This window comes from Vibrio sp. CJQ_6, assembly GCF_043106745.1.
Lineage (GTDB): Bacteria > Pseudomonadota > Gammaproteobacteria > Enterobacterales > Vibrionaceae > Vibrio > Vibrio furnissii.
Map to the genome: position 1 here is coordinate 704,094 of NZ_JBICMV010000008.1, position 21,361 is coordinate 725,454.

A 21,361-nucleotide genomic window follows, 5' to 3' on the forward strand; every position below is an offset into this window, starting at 1 on the left:
CGGCATGTCGCTTGATGGCGGCGTCATCTGAATAACGCCGCTGTCACATTCAATGGGCTTATGACGCCCACACTTGATGTTCAATTTCTTTGAGGAAGCGAATCTTCGCCCATTGCTCCTCGGCGGTCAGTTTGTTGCCCTCTTCAGTCGAGGCAAATCCACATTGCGGGCTGATGCACAGATTCTCTAGCGGCACGTAGCGTGTGGCTTCGTGAATGCGAGCTTTGATCTGCTCGGCCTGTTCTAATTCAGGAAACTTCGAGGTGATTAAGCCAAGGACAATCTGGCTGTTGGTGTTTGACCAATGGCGCAGCGGGGCGAAATCGCCGGAACGTTCAGAGTCGTATTCCAAAAAGAAACCATCGTAATGCGTGGCGAACAGGGCTTCGGCGACCGGTTCATAGCCACCGGAAAACAGCCAAGACGAGGCATGGTTTCCGCGGCAAATGTGCGTCGTTACAATCAGATCGTTTGGTTTATCGCGCAGGGCATCATTAATGATGCGCGTGCAGATCTGCGCTATCTCATCGGGATTGATGCCTTTTGCTTCTAGGCTCTTGCGCTTGTCGGCATCAATCAGAAATGCCCAGTTGGTGTCGTCGAACTGTAAGTAACGGCAGCCATGCGCGTAGAACGCTTGAATCGCATCACGGTAGGTTTGTGCGAGGTCTTGATAAAACAATGCCAGATCAGGGTAGATGTCATGAATGCGTGACGACCCATCGTTGGCCAGAATCTCTTGGCGCAAAATCATCGTTGGGCTTGGAATTGTCGCTTTGGCCAAGTTGCCTTCATCGTCACCAACGGCTTTGAGCAGAAAGTCGAAATGTGCGAGAAAGGGATGCTCAGGATTGAACGCGATTCGTGAAGTCGCGCGAATGTTATAAGCGGGCGCAGCTTTGCCATGAAAGGTTTGGTTGTAACCAGCATCAGGCGTGTAGCCTTCAATCCCATGCAAGTTTTCTAGAAAATCGATGTGCCAGAAACCTCGGCGGAACTCGCCATCGGTGATCGCCTGAATGCCCGCCGCTTTTTGTTGTTCAACCAAGTCTAGAATCGCTCGATCTTCAATTTGGGTGAGTTGTGTGCGGTCGATCTTCCCTTGAGCGAAATCACGGCGTGCCTGATGGAGAAAAGCCGGGCGTAGATAACTGCCGACGGTGTCAGTGCGAAAAGGGGGGCGTGAAGCCATGATGGTTACCTCTAGTGTGTCGTATCAATGAGACTAGATTAATGGATGGCTAGACGTCTTGTTAATCCGTTTTTGTTCATGCGCACCATGAAATAAATTCACCTTGCGGCACGAAGGGGATGCATATTTGGAAAATGGTAGTGTGTTTCTAAAGAGATGAATGTCATGCCATTCAATGACGAAGTCTGAAATTGGCGGTGGAGCTCGTTGGGGAAAATAAAAGAAATGTTGGTGACGTATGTACCTTCATTTCGAGCTCTCATACACCCTTTGGGCTGCTGTCTGATATGACGGAATCAGAGCGATGTGAGGAGCCAGAGTGGCGTGAGTTCGAAATGAAGGAGGGTGATTTGAACTGGTAATGATGTGAGGTTTCGGTATTACCAGTTCTCGAGTGCCTAACGGCGTTTAACTATGATTTTTTCTCTGCTTTGGTGTCTTTCCAGTACTGGATGCGAACACGATGCAGCTGAGCACGTCTCATTTTTTTCATAGTAATCTCCTTTATAAGTAACGCTCTTTTTGAGCTTATTGTTTAAGGTTTACTGATTTGCCCCCGTTTCTTTTTTCTGGGAGCGGCTTACATGTTATGGAATATCCATAACGGCTTGAGTGAGTTTATTTTGACTCACCAAATTTTGTTTCGATGACGTTTGTCTTCATTCGGGTTTACGTTACCCATGTCGTATGACAGAAAAATGTCAATCAAGTTCCGTGCCTACTTGTCACCGAATATTCATATTCTTACACCAAAGTGCGTACAAAAAGCAAGAAGTTGTTTCATTGCGGGTAGTTACGCCTAACATGCTTGCTACTGATTGTTAACGTTCACTTCAGTGAAAACGCGTTCTCGCGTCTATATCACCGTTCGCCGCGCAAAAAAGGGCACAGAATTGCCGCTTGCTGTTCACCAATACGGTGCAGTGACACGCGAGGTCACGACGACGAACGTTGACGTGTGATAATCGTTTTCGCGTTTATAGCTCGAACAAATCATCGAATTTACGTTGCTCTAGAATATCCTCGATACGTTTTCGAGTTTGATGTTCCGTGAGCGTTTTTTTATCTTCCGGAAGTATCACTTTATCTTCCGCTTTCTTTTTTTCTTTCTTCGGCATAAGTTAATTTCTGTCTTGTTGAATAAATCGATTCTAGACGGTTAAATTCGAAAGGACAGAAAACTCGCCTAATTTGTGACCTTTGTTCGACAAGTATTTTTCAATTCTGATCGCCAACAAAAATCAACATTCTATTTTTATGTCCGGTCTTTAGAGTTTTTCAGACACGACAAAGTTCCGCGACAATTGTTTAATTGAAGACTTTCAATTGAATTGAATGTTTTCAAAGTTCCACGAAATATTATTTTATCGAGATGACATTCAGATGAATCAATCACCAGATCGCTTGTTCGCTCTTCGAACCTAAAAAAGGCAAGACGACAAGTGGGCTTTGGAATGTACGATCGAATAAAACGGGGGTTAGAACGGAATTATCGTTGGACAGGTAGAGCCGGGGAAGGTGTAAACGTGAATCGCTTTTGGGTAGATAGCGTGGCGGCAGGCGCCACGCTACTGGCACTTATAGTGCTACTACGTTTGCCGCTTGAGGGCCTTTTTTGCCCTGTTCAACGTCAAAGCTTACACGCTGGCCTTCAGCCAGAGTTTTGAAACCTTCAGAAACGATAGAAGCGAAGTGTACGAATACATCATTGCCACCGTTGTCTTGAGTGATGAAACCGAAACCTTTAGTTTCGTTGAACCATTTTACAGAACCAGTCATTTTGTTAGACATAGATACCTCTATATATATTTTAAATTGTTACAAAGTTTATATGCGCTGATAACAAAAGCTATTAAATGGACTATCTATTGGAGCTGTCGCAGGAGCTATACGAAGGGTATCGAAAGATGACTGAGAGAACTTTAAATGTATCACTAATAGCTCAGTGGTAAGAGCTGAGCGCTACTATACAGGTTAAACGCATAATGAACAGCATTATTTTCAATCGTTAGGTAAATATTTGTTACTCGGATGTAAGGGTGGGCTTTAAAAGCAGATAAAACTCCGATAAAACCAGTGCAATCTCAAGGTTCAACAGATGCAACAGTGAAGCAAAAGGGCGCCAATGCTGTGGCAGCATCATTCTGCGTGCCCTTGTGATTCGAAACAAAAAGCGCCGTCTGGACGGCGCGGATGTTAGCATGTTGGCATGATGATATGGTTAGTTAGGGCAGGTACATGCCCAGAGACACCATCATGTCGTCCAGCTCTTCTTGATGCTGAACCGAGGTCTCGAGCAATTCGTGCAGTTCGTGTTCGGGTAAGGACGATCCAAAAATCATAAAGCAGCGCCACTGATTTTCCGGTTTGCTGAGCTGGGCAATGAAGTGCTCAAAACTCAATTCTCCTTCTTCGTACACCAAATAATAGGTGATGAGTGTGGTGAGTCGAGGAAGGCAAGCTTGTTGTGCGAGTGAGGAAGCCGCCAGCAATGTGGTCAAGCGCTCTCTAAGTTCAAGACGAATTTCATTGAGTGAGTAATCGATGATATCAGCCATAGCTCTTCTCCAAGCGAGGGGGTTCTTTGAACGTAGCGCAAATTGACGCGCGCGGATACGTTTAACGAAGACTGGTGATTCATTACTTAATATACACCACATTTTGCAGCGCTTCCTTTGGGCTGAATACAGGCAGAAATGCGTTCTGACGATGCGCCAAGGTTTGCCACTTGACCTGTTACGGTTGGTCTTCAACAGATGACAAGTGGTCCAGACTCGGGCAGTTGCGTGACCAGTTCTGCTCCCATTAAACGCGCTGGCGTATAACTGCCGCCGTTTGGCGCTTGTTGTAATACGAAGTCGACCACCGCAAGTGAGCCTGTGATGGTTAAGCTATAGCCGTTGGCCGTTTGTATTCGCGCAGTTTTGTGTTCCCCACGGGCATTCGTCGCTTCCCCCCACACATACGTTGGCATGGATGAGCGCGTTTGTTCATTGGGGCCTTGAACCGTTCGTGCGATGTGAGCCTTGATCACATTCTGAACCCAACGCAAGCCAAGGAATGGACGCAGATAGTTGGCGCGTTTGGCATTGGCGATCATGGCGTGCGAGCCGGGAATAAAGACGTCGATGTTTTCAATCCCCGTGGTGTGATAAGCGGTTGAAACATCGCCCCAAGGAATGGTCATGGCGGGTTTTTCGCCATCGCCGAAATCTATGGTTCGTACCTCGTAGGCGAGCGGTACGTTGATGATGCGACCGTCACGACGAACTTTCCCTCCTTGTGCCAAGCCTTCGACGGACGTCTTTGCGGTGCCTGGAGAAAAGCTGGATCGAGAGTCAAACCCAAGGCTTAAGTGTGTGGCGTCTGGTAATGCCGCTTTCAAGGCCGCTGCCACGCAGTCGGTCGGAATGACATCAAACCCGACACCAGGACATAAAATGACGTTGGCCGCTTGGGCGTGTGAATGATGTGATTGCGCCCATTCAAACACGTCAATCTCGCCTGTGATATCCAGATAATGGGTCGAGGCGTTTAAGCATGCAGACATCATTTTATGGGCGGTGGACGAAAATGGCCCCGCACAGTTAAGAACCAATGCACAATCTTGTAGTTGTTCCACCACAAGGGCGTCGTCATCCAAGGCGAATGCTCTTGCTTCCAAGTGAAGTGCTTGTGCCAACCGCTCAGTTTTTTCTGCATCTCGCCCAGCCAAGATAGGCGTTAGGCCACGTTTGACGGCTTCGCGGGCAATGAGCTCTCCGGTATAGCCGTAGGCGCCGTAAATCATCCAGCGCTTAGTGGGTGTTTGGGTGGTCATCGAATCTTCTCCAATCGGCTCTGCTCGCTCCCGTGTGAGTTCGGGGGCGGTTTGGGTTTGATGTTTAGGATGCTTGGCGCTCTTGCGCAATGGTTGCCAATCCTTGTTCAAAACGTGTCACGGTAAATTCGGGGAAACGGCGCTTAAACTTGTCGGAAATAAACACGTTGTCGACGTGATAGCGAGGTAGCAGCTCAGCCGCGTCGCGCACGGTTGGGTTGAATTTCCCCGCGATCCAGAGCAGCCAAGGTTTGAGGACACGATAGTTCGGTTTGACGCCAAAGGTTTTCGCTGCCAACTGGACGAATTCTTTATACGTCAGGCGTTCATCATCGCAAGGTAGATGCCACGTTTGACCATACGCATCGGGCGTGTTGCCCAGTAGAGCCATCGCTCGGCTGGCATCTGGCGTGTAGATCAGGCTGCGTTTGACATCATCGCGAATAAATAGCTTGGCGGCTTTGCCTGCTAAGAGGTTATCGATGACGGTGCTGTTGGTGATGCTTTGGGTTTTCCCCGGGCCATAAAACTCCGGCGCGCGACAAATCATGGCGTCAAGTTGGCCTTGCTGCATGGCATCAAGCAAGAGGGTGGTGATCTGCGCCCGCACTTTGCCTTTGGCACCATAAGGTTCAAACGGTGCATCTTCTCGTTGCGGGGCGGCCGTTTGTGGGTACATGTATGTGTTGTCGAAGTAGACTAACTTCGCACCGTGTTCGATGCACGCATCAATGACGTTGCGCATCAGTACCGGCCATTGTTCCACCCACAACTGTGTATCCATGGGGAGACCAGCGGTGAGATAGACAATTTCAGAGCCCGCTACTGCTTGCGAAGTTTGTGCGCGATCCAGCAGGTCGGCAGCCATCAGTTGGTCTGAATCATTCACTTTTTGTGGGTGGCGGCTGACCAAACGAATCTCGCTGGTAAAGTCGCGTTTCAGGCTCAGTGCTAACTCGCGGCCAATCTGACCGTTGGCGCCTAAGATGGTTTGCATACAGGATGTCCTCAATTACGCTGGGTGTGATGCTTATCCTAAGGTTAAAGTGAAGTTGAAGGTCAAGCGGCAATGTTTAAATTCCCTTGTCCCTAAAGCAAGATTAGATAAATTCCGCAGCACAAGAAGCAGTATTTTGCTTACGAGTGCTTTATAGTCGAGTCATTGCCGACTACGAGAAAGGAGCACGGGATGTCCATCAAACATTGGCTGGTCAGTTTTACCCTGCTAGTGCTGAGCGGCTGCAGTACTCACGTTATTCCTTATACGCCAGAGCCCGGCGCATTGATGGAGTCGCCGGATGTGATCATTGAAGAGGTCATCATGGCGCAGCCAGTCAACCTTCGCCCAGAAACCATCGTCGTGACGGAAGAGTACCTGATGCTGGATGACGGTGTGGTGCGCGAAACGATCACAACATCCCACTCGACGTTTTCCGGCAGTGTGGCCGTTGGGGGCGTTGCGATTCGCGCCAAAGAGAGAAGCTTAAACGTGCAGCTCTATTTCAATGCATTGCAGACGCCGATGCTGTATCGCCAAAACGAGTGGTACATCGTGCAGCTCAACAATGATTCAGGGCAAGTGGTGAAGCGCTTTTACGTGCGTGATCAACGCAAAGCCGAAGTGCTGATTGATGCGATTACGATGAAAATTCAGCGGGCGCACGCCCTTGCCGAGCAAGCCGCCGACGAGTCATAAGGACCGGCAATCAAGGCCATGAGGCAGGCGCGGGACCTGCTCATGGCGTTATCATGCGGCGTGAAGGGAAGCGCTATTTAAACTCAAGCGATGAAAAGGTGCCGAAGAACTTGAACAAGCTTTCCAGTTCTTCGAAGTTATCATCGTTGCGCGACTCACGCTGAATCAAAAACAGCAGCAATTCAACGAACAAAAAACCAATGGTTCGACTGTGGAAGATCGAATCGACGTCACTCGGCAGCACATATTGCGCGTCACTGTAGATGGCGTACGGGTTGGAATAGGTGTTGGTCACCACCGTGACGTAGGCTTTTTTACTGTGAAAGTATTTGGTGATATCCAGCACCACTGGGTTGAATCGGTAATACGAGAACGCCAGCAACACGTCATTTTCTTTAATACCCAGCAACGCCTTGGGTAGTTCACCTTTATCTAACGGCAGCAACACCACTTCCGAGCGATTATATTTCAAGAGGGTGGAGAAATGGATGGCCAGCGCTCGCGATGATGCGGGCCCGACCACGTAAATGGTGCGGCGTTTGTCGGCAATCCGTTTGGCGAGCGCTTCCAACTCATCAATTTTCAATTCTGCGGCAAATTGATCGATCAGCAGACTCACGTTACCAATATAGCGTGACGCTTCTTCTTTGGTATCGGTGCCTTGAACCATCGCGCGTGCTTTATTGGCTTCGATAGGGGCGACGAAGGTTTGGGCGATCTGATCTTGCGTCAGGGCGCTTTTAAATGCGGCGTAGCCGGTGTATCCAAGCTTATTGAGATAGCGCCCGATGGTGGCTTTACTCACTTTCACCTTTTGCGCCAAATCGATAATGCCGTAGTAAGAGAGCTCTTCGAAATGTTCGACAATAAATGAATGAAGTAACGTTTCAGATTCGGTAAACGGTTTGAGCTGTTCTGCCAACCGTTTGTAGGTGGTTAAATCGAGAGGATCTTTCATAAAACTCAGTCACCGCTTGCCTCATGTCGCCGCAGATTAACACAGCGTGTGCTCTGTGTTGTGTTTGCTTACCCGAAAGGTGATCGCCCTAAAACAAATGGTCTTCTGGTGTGGTGGGACACAAGAAGACCATTTGGGCGGCGCTATGGGTTAGACGAAACCATTAACCAGATGACGCCATTGATTAGACGAAACCATTGCCGCCGGTTGCGTTAGTGATCCGCGTGAAACGCCTGCACCGTTTCCCACGCCACGGTTTGCAACTGCTGAGCGGTTGCTGGGGTCATGTTCGAATCCACTGGCAGCGCGCCGCCGACAGGCGACTGGTTATAGAGTGTGGCGAAGAACACACATGCCGTAAGATAAGTGCCTTCCAGAGATGGGTGTTTTCCGTCGCTGTGGTAGAGGTTGATGTCTGGGTGCTGTTTCAAACTGCGTTGAAATGCCAACCCCACCGGCGCCACGTACCCACCGGTCTCTTTGGCGACTTTTTTGTACGCTTTAGACAGCGCTGCGGTTTGCTCCGGACGTGCTTTTTGCGCCCATGTCATGAAGTACACCACTTTAGACCCGGCATCATGCGCGATCTTGGCCATCGATTTGGCTGCCTGTTCGAAGTTGTCTCGTGATGATTTCTTCTTCGAAATGGGTTCCATGGAGTTGCCTTGGAACACCACAACATCCCACGATTTTAAGCCGTTTTGGAACCGCAGATTGGGTTCATGCCACCCGAGCTGACCACTGGAAATGGTGATGCCGCGGTAGCTGTATCCTTCGGCCTGATTGGGCAGTAATGAACGGGTTAAATCGCGCAAACGGGTATTTAAGTTGTTGTTGTAATGGGTGTAGGAGTTGCCATACATCGCCACCACCTTGTTGTCGCCATCCATTTTGGCGGTGGGTGACGGTGCGATTAACGTATCGGCGTGGGCGGCGAGGCTGCCCAGTGCCAGCGAGGCTGCGAGCAGCGACGTTTGAATGAGAGGGTTCATGTGTACTCCTTAGAAGTCGTAACGTAGGCCGAGGGTGATTGCATCGTCATCGCTGTCTTCGTTCTTCGCCGCGAGTTCACGTGCGTAGGTGAGCGACAAGTACGTTCCGCGAGATAACGTCCATTGGCCTTCCACGCGCCAATCTTCTTTCTCGTAAATGGCTTCATCTTTTTGATCGAGGAAGCTGTAACCAGCCAGCACTTTGAAGCGTTTCCATTGATAGGACGCGATGGTGTCCATGCCGAAGTATTTGTCTTCGTCGCCGCTGTCGAGATCGATTTTGACGTAGTCGGCAGTGACACCGAATGCGAACCCTTTGAGTGACAACTCAACCCCGGCCATGATTTGGTCGTGCTGTTTGCGTTTGGTGTCGGTATTGTCGTCATGGCGCTTAAATTGGCTCACCGCAATGGCGGGTGACAGTTTAAAGCCGTCGCCTTTATAGTTGAGGCGATAACTGGCCATCATGGCGTGGTCGAGGCGATCATTCTCACCATTGCCCATCACATAAGCGGCTTGAATTTCATGCATGCCAAACTCAGCGTTATATTGCAGCGTGGCATCTTGGCGATTGTATTTATAAGATGTGTCGATAGACGAGACGCCGAAGTTATAAATGCCCGGCGTGTAGTTCTTATATTTGTCGGTCATTTTCATGACTTGATAGAGCGGGTTCTTCGTCCGGCCAAAGATCACCATGCCCCAATCATCGTGTTCGATCCCTAAATAGCTGTATCGCGCTTCCAGATCGTCGCCTTCATCCAAGCGTGAATCGTTCACTTCAGTGCGAATTTGCCATTCAATTTTGCCGACCACGCGGCTGTTGTCGATCGCATCCAGTTCACGACTCATGTTGAAGCCCAAGCGGCCATTCATGCGCCCCAACCAGTCGTTTTCACCGGCGAAGCTCGCGTCACCTTTGGCCACCTGACCTTCGAGTCGACCATAAATATCCAGCTTATTGGTTTCATCGTCATAGACGGTTTGTGCCTGAACAAACGAAGCGATGCAGAGGGTAGGTAGCAGAGTCAATAGATGTTTATTTTTTATCATTATGCGTATTCCATGCTTGTTATAAGAAACAAATGCATCGTAATAACGCGCGTCATGAATGAATAAGGGAATTAAATCTTCCCTAACGAAATATTGATGAAGGTCGAAAATTGAATTGGATTTGATGGGTTAATTTATTGCAGGCGATATTTTTAAATGAGTGTTGAGAATAAATGCCAACATGAATGAGAAATAGAAGTTTAATAATGTGACCCACATAAATATTTGGCGGCGAACAGCCCCTGTTTTTCGCTGCGATGAGAAATGTCATTTCCCGCCATGAGTACGGCTTGGGTTCGAATTGGGTGGTTTTTATATTGTTTATTTTTCAATGTTTTGTATGTTGTTTTAGACGGTGGGACTGGGAAAGAACGATTCCCATTGCCCCTGTTTTTCGAGCCTCAATGCCTGATGGAGCACTGATTTTTTCCTTTGGTGTGTGATCGATGTCGCTATCGTATGTGATACATGAACCTCTTGATTCAAAATAAACGCAGGATTTTGGGTAAATAAAAAATTGATGGGCTCGTGAGGCGATGATATACCCATCGCTTCACACTTTTTTTAGAGAATAATTAATTCCCATATTGTCTAGGTCATGGGCGGAACAAGATGTAAGCGACGTAATACTATAAAAAAGGTGAAACTTATGGTCGCTCTGCTCGCTCTGCCAATTGTATTTGGGGCAGGTTTTCTAATCGTAAAAAAATACAACACACAAGCCATCTTGTTTGGTTCGGGTATCTTGATGATGCTGGTCGGCGTTCTTGCTGGTGGCGCTGAATTTTTGCCGAAAGGCGTCAGCACATCCGGTGCCACGGTCGTCGATTTCTTCCTTGTGATTAAAAGCATCTCATCGTCAACGTTGGCGAAATTGGGGTTGATCATCATGGCCGTGGGTGGCTTCTCCAAATACATGGGGCATATCGGTGCGGCAAACGCACTGGTTAAAGTCGCGACCAAACCGCTGTCGGCGATTCACAACCCTTACATCATTCTCGCGTTAGCCTACATTCTCGGCCAGTTCTTGAACGTGTTTATCCCCAGCGCGGTCGGTTTGGCGATGCTCCTTTTGGTCGCGCTTTATCCCGTGTTGGTTGGCATTGGTTGCACGCCTGCCTCTGTTGCGGCGGTGCTTGCGACCACGGCATGTCTCGATTTAGGCCCCGCATCTGGTGCATCGAACAAAGCGGCGGAAGTGATTGGCATTGATGCGGCCTCGTACTTTGTGGAGCACCAACTGTTCGTTGGGATTTGTTCGGCGCTGGTGATTGCACTGCTGCATTTTGTTTGTCAGAAATGGTTTGATAAGCGTGATGAAGTCAATGGTGTTTCTTATGAACTTCAAGCTAAAGAAGACACCTCGCGCGACGCACCATTGTGGTTTGCTATTTTGCCTGTATTGCCGTTGGTGCTGTTGCTGACCTTTAGTAAATTTGCCATCACATCGATCAAAATCGACGTGGTGACCGCGATGTTCTTCAGCCTCGCGGTGGCCATGTTGTGTGATTACCTGTATTCGAAAAATGCCAAGGCGGTGGCAGCGTCACTCAAAGTCTATTTGCAAGGGATGGGCGATGTGTTTGCCAGCGTGGTGTCGCTGATCATTGCGGCGCAAACCTTTGTAGTGGGCTTGGGCGCGATTGGCTTTATCTCCGGCATGCTCGGCGTGGCTGATCATTTGGGCTTTGGTTACACCATGATGGTGGTGATGCTGGTGGCGATTATTGGCGTGACCGCGCTGATGTCGGGTTCGGGCAACGCTGCGTTCTTTAGCTTCTCCAACCTCGCACCAGACGTCGCGGCCAACGTGGGTGTTGCCACTGCGGCGATTGCGATGCCAATGCAGCTTTCTGCGGGGATTTTCCGCTCATTCTCGCCAGTGGCCGGGGTGGTGATTGCGTGTGCAGGCGTGGCCGGTATTCCGCCGATTGAGTTGGTGAAACGCACCACCATTCCTATGCTGGGCGGCTTAGCCACAGTACTTCTCATCACATTCATCGGCGCGTAGGACAGTTGATATGCAAGGTTCAAATACTTCCGTTTTCGACTCCATGCTTTATTCACCGCTGTTTACGCAGGCAGAAATGAAGCAGGTGTGGTCTGATGAAAACTTAATTCGCACGTGGTTAACGTTTGAAGTTGCGATTGCCAACGTACAGGCGGAACTGGGGATCATTCCACACTCTGCGGTGGCGGCCATTGAACAGGTGTGCCAAGTGGAGAACATCGATTGGCCCCGTTTGGCGCAAGACACACAAATCGTCGGCATGGCGATCAAACCGCTGGTGGAACAATTGGCCGATCGGGGCGATGACGCGGTGAAGAAATATCTCCATTGGGGATGCACCACGCAGGATCTGCTTGATACCAGCCTAGCGATGCGCGTGAAGCAGACACTCGATATTGTGCGCGGCCAGTTGATTTCGCTGGGCGACCAATTGGCGCAGATGGCATTGGATCACAAACACACCGTGATGGTCGCTCGCACCAATGCGATGGATGCCTTGCCCACCACGTGGGGGCTGCACGTCAGCGGTTACCTGCAAGAAATCACGCGTCATGTGGCGCGTTTGGATGCGCTGTATCCGCGTGTGACCGTCGGCATGTATGGCGGCGCGGTGGGGAATTTGTCGTCGATTGGTGAACAAGGGTTGGTGGTTCGTGAGCGTCTGTTTCATCGGCTCGCGCTGCAAGAGCCGAAAGGGTTCAACAACGCCAGTTTGGATCACATTGCCGAGTTGATTCAGTTTTTCGCCCTCATTCATGGCACGTTATGCCGCATCGCCAACGATACCGAAACCATGGGGCGCGCTTCGTTGGGTGAAGTGCGTGAAGGCGAAGCGGGCGGTGGCTCTAGCACCATGCCGCACAAAGCCAACCCGCGGGCGGCGAACATGATTCAAACGCTGTCACGCATGGGGTGGATGTATGCCAGCGGCGCGCCAAACTTGATGGACCAGCACGATGTGCGTTCTGCTTCGATGCGCGTGTTGAACTGGAGCTTGGTGCCTGAAGCGTCGTTGGCGGTCGCCACGTCCCTTGAACGTGCCGAACGCCTGATCGCCAACCTCATTGTGGATGCGCCCAAGATGCGAGCGAATTTTTCTGCATCGCGCAGTTTCATTATGTCGGAGGCGGTGATGATGAAAGCGGCAGAAAAAGTGGGGCGCGGAGAAGGCTACGCCAAAGTGAAAGCGGCGCTTGCCAATGCCCCGGCATCAGGCGACTTGGTGCCCGTATTAAAACAAGACCAAGGCGTGGCGGCGATTTTGTCGGCGCAGGAGATTGAGGACGCGTGCGAACCTAAGCATTATTTGGGATGCAACGACGCACTCATCGACGAAGCGATTGCGCTGTATCGCGAGGAGGTCACGCATGGCTAAGAAGATGTTCATTCGCCAAGCGGGCAACACGTTGTTGAATACGCCGCTGCTGAACAAGGGCAGCGCGTTCACTCTGGAAGAGCGCAAAAGCTTTAATTTGATGGGGTTGTTGCCAGCCAATATTGAATCCATCGACGATCAGGCTAGTCGTGCGTACGACCAGTTTTCGGTATTTGCGTCGCCCATGGATCAACACATTTATCTGCGCAACATTCAAGACACCAACGAAACGCTCTACTACCGGCTGCTCAATCAGCACATTGAAGAGATGATGCCAATCATTTACACGCCGACGGTGGGGGATGCGTGTCAGAAATTCTCGCAGATCTATCGTCGCAATCGCGGTTTGTTTTTGAGTCTCGCCGATCGCGATAATTTGGACGAGCTGCTCAATAATGCGCCCAACACCGAGGTGAAGGTGATCGTGGTTACTGACGGTGAACGCATTCTCGGTTTAGGCGATCAGGGCATTGGCGGGATGGGCATTCCCATTGGCAAGTTGGCGTTGTATACCGCGTGTGGCGGGATCAACCCAGAGCACACTTTGCCGATTGTCTTGGATGTTGGCACCAACAACTCAGCGCTGCTGTCTGATCCGATGTACATGGGGTGGCGTCATCCACGCGTGACGGGTGAGCTGTATGATGAGTTTGTCGACGATTGTCTGAACGCCATTCGCCAACGTTGGCCGGATGCACTGATCCAGTTTGAAGATTTTGCGCAAACCAATGCGATGCCACTGCTGAACCGTTATCACGATCAGTGCTGCTGTTTTAACGATGACATTCAAGGCACGGCGTCGGTGACGGTGGGCACCTTGTTGTCGGCGGCGCATGTGACGGGGACGCCACTCTCCAAGCAGCGTATCGTGTTTGCTGGTGCGGGCTCTGCGGGGTGCGGGATTGCCGAAGCGGTGATCGCACAAATGGTGTCGGAAGGGGTGCCTGAAGCGCAGGCGCGCAGCCAGATTTATATGGTGGATCGCTGGGGACTGCTGGAGCAAAGTATGACCAGCTTACTGCCGTTTCAGAAAAATTTGGCGCAGCCTTCTTCGTTGAGAGCGCAGTGGCAGCTGGATGACCACCAAGCGATCAGCTTACTGGACGTGGTGCAGCAAGCGAAACCGAATGTGCTGATTGGCGTGACGGGCGTGCCCGGCTTGTTTAGCCAAACGGTGATTGAAGCCATGGCGCACGGGTGTGAGCGTCCGGTAGTGATGCCGCTGTCTAATCCCACCAGCCGGGTGGAAGCCACACCCGCCGATATTGTCACTTGGACACAAGGCAAGGCGATCATAGCCACCGGCAGTCCGTTTGATGATGTGGTGTATGACGGCCAGCGCTATCCGATTGTGCAGTGTAATAACAGCTACATCTTTCCCGGTGTGGGGCTTGGGGTCATCAGTGCCAACGCCAATCGCGTCACCAATGAGATGCTTCAACAAGCCAGCATCGCGCTGGCGTCGATGTCGCCGATGCGCTCGGGGGGAGACCGATTGCTGCCACCATTGAGCGACATTCAAGCGGTGTCGCGCCACATTGCACTGGCGGTCGCGAAACAAGCGGTGGCGCAGGGCAAAGCACCCGACAGAACGGAAGAGCGATTGTTGGAACGCATTGATGAGGCGTTTTGGCAGGCACAATACAGTGAGTACCGCCGCGTAGCGTCGTAACCGAGTTTGATATGTGGGGTATGTCCTGACATTTGTTAGATGCCCTGAAATTTTGTACATGCTCTGAAACAGGCCGCTCCGTGGTTCACTGAGCGGCCTGATTACATGCCTTCGTTGACGCTTACAGCGAACGATTAATGTGTAAAGAATGCGGCGTGATAAGTTACCTCACCACTGGGTATGGCGTCTGCCAGCGACAGCGCCATAAAGTATTCCGCAGGCACGCCAGGGTAGGTCAGGTTGGGCTGAGATTGAAAACCAAAGCGTTGGTAGTACTGCGGTTCGCCAAGCAATACGACACCCTGAGCGCCTTGGGCTTTCAACACGGACAGTGATTCACGAATCAGCGCGCCACCGATGCCTTCCCCTTGTCGTTCTGGCACCACCGAGACCGGGCCTAATCCGTACCAATCACATGCGGCACCATCAATGTGAATCGGAGAGAACGCGATGTGCCCAATGATGCCAGTGTCGTCTTCGCAGATAAGCGACAGCGACAGCGCGCCTGCCTCACGCAGTGTCGCGACGATGCGATGTTCCGTCGGTTTCGCGCCCGGTTCGTGGTGCGGGTGGTTTTCAAATGCGCGATAAGTGACCTGTTCAATCGAGGTGATGTCAGCAGGTGTTTCTGGTCTGATGTTCATGATTAACCTTTATTTTTTAATACCCAAATGTGGTAGCCATATTGGCCTAAATAGTGTTGGTGAATGTGCAGCTCTTGGCGTAAATCGTTGAGTGCTTGAGAGGTCAACGTTGCCTCGCTGAGTTGCGCCAGTTTTGCGTTGAGCGGCTCCAAGTAGTTGCGCCATGCCTGCGCGCTTTGAGGAAAGCTTTCCACCACCTCGTAACCCGCCGCTTTTGCCTCTTTAAGCCGCTGGTTCTCGGTGACCATCCCCGGATAATTAACCTGCCAAAACTGCTCGGCTTGGGCATCAGGCGTGTGGGTCAGCCACACTAAATCACTGAGAACCAAGTAGCCTTCAGGCTTTAGAAAGCGTTTCCAAGCTTTCAGAGCATGCGGAACCCCCATGATGTACGCACTGCCTTCTGCCCAAAGCGCATCAAATTGTGCCGAAGCAAAGGGCATGTCGGTCATACTGGCGCAGCAAGTTTCGATTCGATGGCCCCATGGATGGCCTGCTACGGTTTCTTTCAAACAACTGAGGCTGTATTCATCGTTATCCAGTGCCGTAATGTCGAAAGCGGTGTGCTGTGCCAGTAAGCGCGTGGTGGGCCCTTTACCGCAGCCAATCTCCAATAAGTTGCCGTCATGACGGGGCAGTGCTTGCAAAGCGCGTAAACTGTCAGCGTCATCGCCGGGACCCAGCCTGTCGAGGCCTTGGAAAATCGACTCAAAATCAATCATGTACTGTTCGTGTTCATTCATGTCTTTGGACAACCATTTCAATCTCAAGGCATTTTTTTCGCTAAATCCTTGTTTCATGAGCCACTCTAAATGCGCCGCTGGCGCACTTTGTTCAACGCTTTGATGCCATGGCCGCATTGAACTCTTGCCAAGTAAGGCGGCGAGAAGATCTCTTGCGGACTGCTTTTCGGTGATCGCCGCATCGAGGATCGCAAGCCTTGCTTCTAGCGTTGGTTTATCGATGTTGCCTTCTAAACATGCTTGACACTCTTTGAGCGAAAGCCCACCGGCCTGCAACTGCTGCAACAGTTTGATGCGTTGTCGATCGTGCTCCGAATAGATTCGGTAACCATTGCTTTGTCGCCGGCCAGTAATTAATCCCAGTTTCTCGTAATAGAGTAACGTGGAACGGCTCAAGCCGACGTGCTGCGCTAACTCTGAAATTTGATACATGAACTTGGGATCCTCTGCGTTGATGAAGTGAACGATAAACTATGAAGCTTTAGACAGGTCAACCTACTTTTCAACAAAAAGTGAAAAGAAAATGAGCGCGTCACGTGTTGTGCTTTCTCGACATCAAAACATTATCACTTTTTGTATATAGAGCGTTCATTCGTGCAGATTTTTCGATTCGGTCAGACTTGTATGATGGGTTCACAGAGTTACTGAGGTTCAACGCGAAGCGGTTGTTTGCTCGGTAACGTGTATTCATATCTCAACAAGAAGGTGTCTTAATGTCTACCAAACAATGGACAACCAAGAGAGCAGAGAAGCTAGCGCGTCTTGAAGCGGTAGCGTCCTTGGCTGATGGGAAAGTGCTGCCAACTGACAACATGGTTGAAGCACTGGAACTGCTCATTAAACCAAACGATCGCGTTGTTCTCGAAGGCAATAACCAAAAGCAAGCGGACTTCTTGGCCCGTGTTCTTGAACAAGTCAATCCAGACAAAATTAATCATCTTCATATGATCATGCCAAGTGTCAGCTTGCCCTCTCATATGAATATTTTCGAAAAAGGCATCGCCACGAAGTTAGACTTTGCCTTCGCCGGTCCACAAAGCGTGCGTGTTGCACAAATGCTGGAGGATGGCCTGTTAGAAATCGGTGCGATTCACACTTACATTGAACTGTACGCGCGCTTGTATGCCGATTTGATCCCCAATGTAGCATTGGTGTGTGGCTACAAAGCCGACCGCAAAGGTAACCTTTACACTGGTGCATCAACAGAAGACACCCCCGGACTGGTAGAAGCGCCAGCATTTAAAGACGGCTTAGTGATTGCACAAGTTAATGAAATTGTTGAAAACACCGATGACTTGGATCGCGTGGATATTCCAGGAGACTGGGTTGATTTCATTGTTCAAGCCGACAAGCCTTTCTATATTGAGCCTCTGTTTACTCGTGATCCGCGTCTGATTAAAGACACACACATCCTGATGGCAATGATGGCGATTAAAGGCATCTACGCCAAACACGGTGTGCAAACCCTCAACCACGGCATCGGGTTTAACACCGCCGCCATTGAGTTACTGTTGCCAACCTACGGTGAACAGCTTGGCCTGAAAGGCAAAATCTGCAAACACTGGATCCTCAACCCACACCCAACGCTGATTCCAGCGATTGAATCTGGCTGGGTAGAAACCGTGCACTCGTTTGGTGGCGAACTGGGGATGGAAGAGTACGCTCGTGCTCGTTCAGACGTATTTTTCACCGGCCCAGACGGTTCGATGCGTTCAAACCGCACCATGTCTCAACTCGCGGGTCAATATGCCGCGGACATGTTCATCGGTTCAACGCTGCAAATGGACCCAGAAGGTAACTCTTCAACTGTCACGCATGGTCGCTTAGCTGGTTTCGGTGGTGCGCCAAACATGGGACATGACCCACGCGGTCGCCGTCACGCGACGGACGCATGGCTCAACATGATCACCGAAGAAGAAAAACAGCATGACGTGGTAAAAGGCCGCAAGCTGGTGGTGCAAGCTGTAGAAACATTCCAAGACGGTTCGAAATCGACTTTTGTTGATCGTCTAGATGCTGTGGATGTGGCGAAGAAAGCGGGTATGCCTGTTGCGCCAATCATGATTTACAGTGACGACGTGACCCACTTGCTGACTGAAGAAGGCATCGCTTATCTCTACATGGCCAAAGATTTAGAAGAGCGCAAAGCAATGATCGCAGCCGTGGCTGGTGTCTCTGAATTTGGTCAACGAGTCACAGCGGAACGTGTGAAAGCGTTACGCGATGCGGGCAAAGTGGTCACACCGGAAGATCTTGGCATCAAACGCAGCGATGCAAACCGATCACTTTTGGCGGCGAAAAGCGTGTCTGACCTTGTGAAATGGTCTGACGGCTTGTACCAGCCACCAGCCAAATACCGTAGCTGGTGATCACGATGCAAAGTCGTCAGAGAACCATCTCATCCAATCCGATGTGTGATGTGATCGGCACGCTTGCCCAGCAAGCACTGATTGCTGAAGTGACACTGACACCCAAACCGGGTTTGGTGGATGCCCGCAATACGGGGGCGCATACCGACCTGACCGTTGATCTGATGGTGCGTTCTGCGATTTGTCTGGGGCCTTATTTTTCACAAATGGCCGCGGCAGCGGAACAACAACCCGTGTCGGTTTGGTTGCGTGAAAAAATTGGCGCGCTCGGACGTGACGCAGAAGTCGCGATGATGGCTGAAACCGGCGGCGTGAACACACACCGCGGCGCAATTTGGGCATTGGGTTTACTCAGTACCGCAGCGCGGGTTTCGTCATCAAAGCCTCGCACGGCTGAACAGTTGTGCGCCCTCGCTGGTGAAATTGCCAGCTTGGAAGACCGACACGTCCCCACGACGTTCAGTAAAGGGAAGCGCGCCAGCAATCACTATCAGGTGAATGGGGCTAAACAACAAGCTCAGCTCGGCTTCCCGGCCATCACTGACCATGCTCTGCCTACTTTGCGTCTTAGTCGTTTACTGGGCCATTCAGAAACAGAAGCCAGGCTCAACGCGCTGCTGGCGTTGACCGCGCATTTGACTGACACCTGTGTGTTGAGTCGAGCGGGGCTCGCAGGGCAACACCTGCTGCAAAGCCGCAGTCGCGCCATTTTGAGTGCAGGCGGCGTGAGCACTCGCGAAGGCTACGCCATGTTGGAGCAATTAGACCACGAGATGATTGCGTTAAACGCATCTCCGGGCGGTGCTGCAGACTTGTTGGCAGCCACTCTGTTTGTTGACTGGGTTGAACACTCAGAATTATCCAAATAATTGGGAGGTTCCACTTATGGAACAACTGCATTTTTCCTATCAGGGACAACCATCGATTCGTAAGATGGTCCGTGTAGGTAACGTCGGTTCAGGCGATCTAGAGATCTTGCTTGAACCTACCGACAATACTCAAATTGATATCGATGTGATGACGTCCGTCGATAACCGTCAACCGCTATGGCAAGCGATTTTTGACCGTCAACTGGACGCGCAAAAAGCGGCCATGAAAGTCACCATCAATGACTTTGGTGCCACGCCCGGTGTGATTGGCTTGCGCTTGATTCAAGCGTTAGAACAAATCACTGCAGATGCGTCAGCCCCGGTGGCAACGCCCCTAGGCACCATCTCATTTATTGAAATGGGTGCTCGCGACCGTGCGAAATTCATCCTCGAGCAAGGTTCATTTCGTGAAGTTTTGGGTAATGAATACCACTCATTCTCGCCATGGCTTGTGCCGCAAGGCATCGTGCCACAAACAGACGATGGTTGCGTGGTGGCAAAAGGCACCATCGATGGCAAACCTAGTGTCGTGATTGGCATTGATGGCACATTCCAAGGCGGTGCGATTGGTGAAATATCCGGTGCCAAAATGGCGGCTGCGCTGGAGCTGGCTTTAGCGGATGCGCAAGCGGGTAACCCAACCCAAGTGGTTCTGCTGCTGGAAACGGGTGGTGTGCGCTTGCAAGAAGCGAACCTTGGTTTGGCTGCGATTGCGGATATCCATTCCGGCATTATTGCTCTGCGTGAATACGTGCCTGTGACTTGTGTGGTTGCCGGTACTGTGGGGTGCTTCGGAGGGATGTCGATTGCAGCGGGTTTGTGCAGCAAATTGATTGTGACCAAAGAAGCGCGTGTGGGGCTAAATGGTCCTCAAGTGATCGAACAAGAAGCGGGCATTGATGAGTACGACTCTCGTAACCGTCCGTTCATTTGGTCGATGACCGGTGGTGAAGCACGTTTTGCAACGGCGTTTGCAGATGTGTTTGCCGACGATGATGCGCAGCAAATTCGTAGTGAAGTGATGCACATCATTAATCAGCCGCTGCCTGAAAGTGCGCGCTGTGAACACGTTGACCGTTTCCTATCGGTCTTTGCCGAGATGAATAAAGCAGAACAAGCGACGCCAGAACTGGTTCGTCACTACTTTGCCAAAGGAGAATCCAATGAGTAATCGTGGTCTGACTTGGCTTCATGCCTTAACCGCCAATGGCAACGTTGCCGACGGTTACACGCCATCAGTCCAAGTGGTTGATGATACTATCGGTGACCAACGCGCACGTTATATCGCGGTGGTAACGGATGAACACAACGCATTCCCTCGCGCACGTCACGGTGAAGTGGGCTTGTTGGAAGGGTGGAACTTAGCGAAAGCGATCCGCGACGTGGTTGACCAAGACAAACACAGCGTGAACAAAACCGCGATCGTGGCTGTGATCGATGTACCTTCTCAAGCGTACGGTCGTCGTGAAGAAGCGTATGGTATTCACCAAGCGTTGGCTGCTGCGGCAAATGCTTACGCGACAGCGCGTCGTGCGGGTCACCCAGTGATTGGCCTTATCGTGGGCAAAGCGATGTCTGGTGGCTTCTTGGCGCACGGTTACCAAGCGAACCGACTGATTGCTTTGGATGATGAAGGCTGCATGGTTCACGCCATGGGCAAAGCGTCGGCAGCGCGTATCACCTTGCGCTCGGTTGCTGAACTGGAAAAACTGGCTGCAACCATTCCGCCGATGGCCTATGACATTCAAAACTACAGCACGCTGGGTTTGCTGTGGAAGAAAGTTGCTGTCCAGAATGCCGAAGCGCCAAATGCGCAAGACGTTGACGATATTGCAGGCATGCTTGCTCTCGCACTGGATGACATTGTCAAAGACACCAACCGGGATCTTTCAGGTCGTCTTCATAGCGAAAACCGCAGTGCGTCACTGGCCGTTCGTCAACAAATGGCGAAAGTCTGGTAATCGTTT

Annotated in this window: 19 protein-coding genes; 8 read left to right on the forward strand and 11 right to left on the reverse strand. The window is 50.8% G+C overall.

Annotation, left to right across the window (positions count from 1 at the left end; genetic code table 11):
- Nucleotides 1-58 precede the first annotated feature (58 nt).
- The 6 genes from ACF8PK_RS05435 to ACF8PK_RS05460 form a co-directional block, all read right to left on the reverse strand.
- Nucleotides 59-1,192, reverse strand: a complete 1,134-nt coding sequence (locus ACF8PK_RS05435; protein ID WP_238809007.1) for a 5-methyltetrahydropteroyltriglutamate--homocysteine S-methyltransferase — start codon at nt 1,190-1,192, stop codon at nt 59-61.
- Nucleotides 1,193-2,169: 977 nt separating this feature from the next.
- Nucleotides 2,170-2,310 (reverse strand): hypothetical protein, encoded by a 141-nt coding sequence (locus tag ACF8PK_RS05440; protein WP_004725570.1) that lies wholly within the window; start codon nt 2,308-2,310, stop codon nt 2,170-2,172.
- A gap of 460 nt (nt 2,311-2,770) precedes the next feature.
- Nucleotides 2,771-2,983 (reverse strand): cold-shock protein, encoded by a 213-nt coding sequence (locus ACF8PK_RS05445; protein WP_004725572.1) that lies wholly within the window; start codon nt 2,981-2,983, stop codon nt 2,771-2,773.
- Between the two features lie 434 nt (nt 2,984-3,417).
- Complete coding sequence (locus tag ACF8PK_RS05450) at nt 3,418-3,750, reverse strand: hypothetical protein (protein ID WP_125894547.1); 333 nt, start codon at nt 3,748-3,750, stop codon at nt 3,418-3,420.
- A gap of 191 nt (nt 3,751-3,941) precedes the next feature.
- The gene (locus ACF8PK_RS05455) at nt 3,942-5,012 is read right to left on the reverse strand and encodes a saccharopine dehydrogenase family protein (RefSeq protein ID WP_392440420.1); all 1,071 of its coding nucleotides are present in this window, start codon (nt 5,010-5,012) and stop codon (nt 3,942-3,944) included.
- A gap of 64 nt (nt 5,013-5,076) precedes the next feature.
- Complete coding sequence (locus ACF8PK_RS05460) at nt 5,077-6,009, reverse strand: NAD-dependent epimerase/dehydratase family protein (RefSeq protein WP_392440422.1); 933 nt, start codon at nt 6,007-6,009, stop codon at nt 5,077-5,079.
- Nucleotides 6,010-6,201: 192 nt separating this feature from the next.
- Here ACF8PK_RS05460 and ACF8PK_RS05465 point away from each other — a divergent pair, with 192 nt between their 5' ends.
- Nucleotides 6,202-6,708: a hypothetical protein gene (locus tag ACF8PK_RS05465; protein ID WP_392440424.1), complete on the forward strand. Its 507-nt coding sequence runs from the start codon at nt 6,202-6,204 to the stop codon at nt 6,706-6,708.
- A gap of 73 nt (nt 6,709-6,781) precedes the next feature.
- Here the strand turns inward: ACF8PK_RS05465 and ACF8PK_RS05470 are convergent, their stop codons facing one another.
- The 3 genes from ACF8PK_RS05470 to ACF8PK_RS05480 form a co-directional block, all read right to left on the reverse strand.
- A complete protein-coding gene (locus ACF8PK_RS05470) occupies nt 6,782-7,666 on the reverse strand; it encodes a MurR/RpiR family transcriptional regulator (RefSeq protein WP_392440426.1) in 885 nt (294 codons plus the stop codon).
- Nucleotides 7,667-7,878: 212 nt separating this feature from the next.
- Complete coding sequence (locus ACF8PK_RS05475; RefSeq protein WP_392440428.1) at nt 7,879-8,658, reverse strand: DUF4886 domain-containing protein; 780 nt, start codon at nt 8,656-8,658, stop codon at nt 7,879-7,881.
- Between the two features lie 9 nt (nt 8,659-8,667).
- Entirely contained in the window at nt 8,668-9,711 is a 1,044-nt protein-coding gene (locus ACF8PK_RS05480) for a porin (protein WP_208549905.1), read from the reverse strand.
- A 649-nt stretch (nt 9,712-10,360) separates the two neighbouring features.
- Between ACF8PK_RS05480 and dcuC the strand changes: the two genes are divergently transcribed.
- The 3 genes from dcuC to ACF8PK_RS05495 are packed head-to-tail and all read left to right on the forward strand — an operon-like array spanning nt 10,361 to nt 14,769.
- Nucleotides 10,361-11,722, forward strand: coding sequence for a C4-dicarboxylate transporter DcuC (gene dcuC, locus ACF8PK_RS05485; RefSeq protein WP_055466220.1), 1,362 nt, complete (start codon nt 10,361-10,363; stop codon nt 11,720-11,722).
- A gap of 10 nt (nt 11,723-11,732) precedes the next feature.
- Nucleotides 11,733-13,097, forward strand: coding sequence for an adenylosuccinate lyase family protein (locus ACF8PK_RS05490; protein ID WP_392440431.1), 1,365 nt, complete (start codon nt 11,733-11,735; stop codon nt 13,095-13,097).
- The gene (locus tag ACF8PK_RS05495; RefSeq protein ID WP_392440433.1) at nt 13,090-14,769 is read left to right on the forward strand and encodes an NAD-dependent malic enzyme; all 1,680 of its coding nucleotides are present in this window, start codon (nt 13,090-13,092) and stop codon (nt 14,767-14,769) included. The genes ACF8PK_RS05490 and ACF8PK_RS05495 overlap by 8 nt, the downstream gene beginning before the upstream one ends.
- 134 nt (nt 14,770-14,903) lie before the next feature.
- Here ACF8PK_RS05495 and ACF8PK_RS05500 read toward each other — a convergent pair whose 3' ends face one another.
- Nucleotides 14,904-15,413, reverse strand: a complete 510-nt coding sequence (locus ACF8PK_RS05500) for a GNAT family N-acetyltransferase (protein ID WP_014204960.1) — start codon at nt 15,411-15,413, stop codon at nt 14,904-14,906.
- Between the two features lie 2 nt (nt 15,414-15,415).
- Nucleotides 15,416-16,588 (reverse strand): methyltransferase domain-containing protein, encoded by a 1,173-nt coding sequence (locus ACF8PK_RS05505; RefSeq protein WP_392440436.1) that lies wholly within the window; start codon nt 16,586-16,588, stop codon nt 15,416-15,418.
- 281 nt (nt 16,589-16,869) lie between these two features.
- Between ACF8PK_RS05505 and mdcA the strand changes: the two genes are divergently transcribed.
- The 4 genes from mdcA to mdcE are packed head-to-tail and all read left to right on the forward strand — an operon-like array spanning nt 16,870 to nt 21,355.
- Nucleotides 16,870-18,525 (forward strand): malonate decarboxylase subunit alpha, encoded by a 1,656-nt coding sequence (gene mdcA, locus ACF8PK_RS05510; RefSeq protein WP_392440438.1) that lies wholly within the window; start codon nt 16,870-16,872, stop codon nt 18,523-18,525.
- A 5-nt stretch (nt 18,526-18,530) separates the two neighbouring features.
- Nucleotides 18,531-19,394, forward strand: coding sequence for a triphosphoribosyl-dephospho-CoA synthase (locus tag ACF8PK_RS05515; RefSeq protein WP_392440440.1), 864 nt, complete (start codon nt 18,531-18,533; stop codon nt 19,392-19,394).
- Nucleotides 19,395-19,410: 16 nt separating this feature from the next.
- Nucleotides 19,411-20,565, forward strand: a complete 1,155-nt coding sequence (locus tag ACF8PK_RS05520) for a biotin-independent malonate decarboxylase subunit beta (RefSeq protein ID WP_392440442.1) — start codon at nt 19,411-19,413, stop codon at nt 20,563-20,565.
- Nucleotides 20,558-21,355, forward strand: a complete 798-nt coding sequence (gene mdcE / locus ACF8PK_RS05525) for a biotin-independent malonate decarboxylase subunit gamma (RefSeq protein WP_392440443.1) — start codon at nt 20,558-20,560, stop codon at nt 21,353-21,355. Before ACF8PK_RS05520 ends, mdcE begins: the two co-directional genes overlap by 8 nt.
- Nucleotides 21,356-21,361 lie beyond the last annotated feature (6 nt).

Bases quoted from the DNA above. Each gene is read 5' to 3' on its own strand.
- ACF8PK_RS05435 (WP_238809007.1), bottom strand. From the start codon at position 1,192: ATGGCTTCACGCCCCCCTTTTCGCACTGACACCGTCGGCAGTTATCTA.
- ACF8PK_RS05440 (WP_004725570.1), bottom strand. From the start codon at position 2,310: ATGCCGAAGAAAGAAAAAAAGAAAGCGGAAGATAAAGTGATACTTCCG.
- ACF8PK_RS05445 (WP_004725572.1), bottom strand. From the start codon at position 2,983: ATGTCTAACAAAATGACTGGTTCTGTAAAATGGTTCAACGAAACTAAA.
- ACF8PK_RS05450 (WP_125894547.1), bottom strand. From the start codon at position 3,750: ATGGCTGATATCATCGATTACTCACTCAATGAAATTCGTCTTGAACTT.
- ACF8PK_RS05455 (WP_392440420.1), bottom strand. From the start codon at position 5,012: ATGACCACCCAAACACCCACTAAGCGCTGGATGATTTACGGCGCCTAC.
- ACF8PK_RS05460 (WP_392440422.1), bottom strand. From the start codon at position 6,009: ATGCAAACCATCTTAGGCGCCAACGGTCAGATTGGCCGCGAGTTAGCA.
- ACF8PK_RS05465 (WP_392440424.1), top strand. From the start codon at position 6,202: ATGTCCATCAAACATTGGCTGGTCAGTTTTACCCTGCTAGTGCTGAGC.
- ACF8PK_RS05470 (WP_392440426.1), bottom strand. From the start codon at position 7,666: ATGAAAGATCCTCTCGATTTAACCACCTACAAACGGTTGGCAGAACAG.
- ACF8PK_RS05475 (WP_392440428.1), bottom strand. From the start codon at position 8,658: ATGAACCCTCTCATTCAAACGTCGCTGCTCGCAGCCTCGCTGGCACTG.
- ACF8PK_RS05480 (WP_208549905.1), bottom strand. From the start codon at position 9,711: ATGATAAAAAATAAACATCTATTGACTCTGCTACCTACCCTCTGCATC.
- dcuC (WP_055466220.1), top strand. From the start codon at position 10,361: ATGGTCGCTCTGCTCGCTCTGCCAATTGTATTTGGGGCAGGTTTTCTA.
- ACF8PK_RS05490 (WP_392440431.1), top strand. From the start codon at position 11,733: ATGCAAGGTTCAAATACTTCCGTTTTCGACTCCATGCTTTATTCACCG.
- ACF8PK_RS05495 (WP_392440433.1), top strand. From the start codon at position 13,090: ATGGCTAAGAAGATGTTCATTCGCCAAGCGGGCAACACGTTGTTGAAT.
- ACF8PK_RS05500 (WP_014204960.1), bottom strand. From the start codon at position 15,413: ATGAACATCAGACCAGAAACACCTGCTGACATCACCTCGATTGAACAG.
- ACF8PK_RS05505 (WP_392440436.1), bottom strand. From the start codon at position 16,588: ATGTATCAAATTTCAGAGTTAGCGCAGCACGTCGGCTTGAGCCGTTCC.
- mdcA (WP_392440438.1), top strand. From the start codon at position 16,870: ATGTCTACCAAACAATGGACAACCAAGAGAGCAGAGAAGCTAGCGCGT.
- ACF8PK_RS05515 (WP_392440440.1), top strand. From the start codon at position 18,531: ATGCAAAGTCGTCAGAGAACCATCTCATCCAATCCGATGTGTGATGTG.
- ACF8PK_RS05520 (WP_392440442.1), top strand. From the start codon at position 19,411: ATGGAACAACTGCATTTTTCCTATCAGGGACAACCATCGATTCGTAAG.
- mdcE (WP_392440443.1), top strand. From the start codon at position 20,558: ATGAGTAATCGTGGTCTGACTTGGCTTCATGCCTTAACCGCCAATGGC.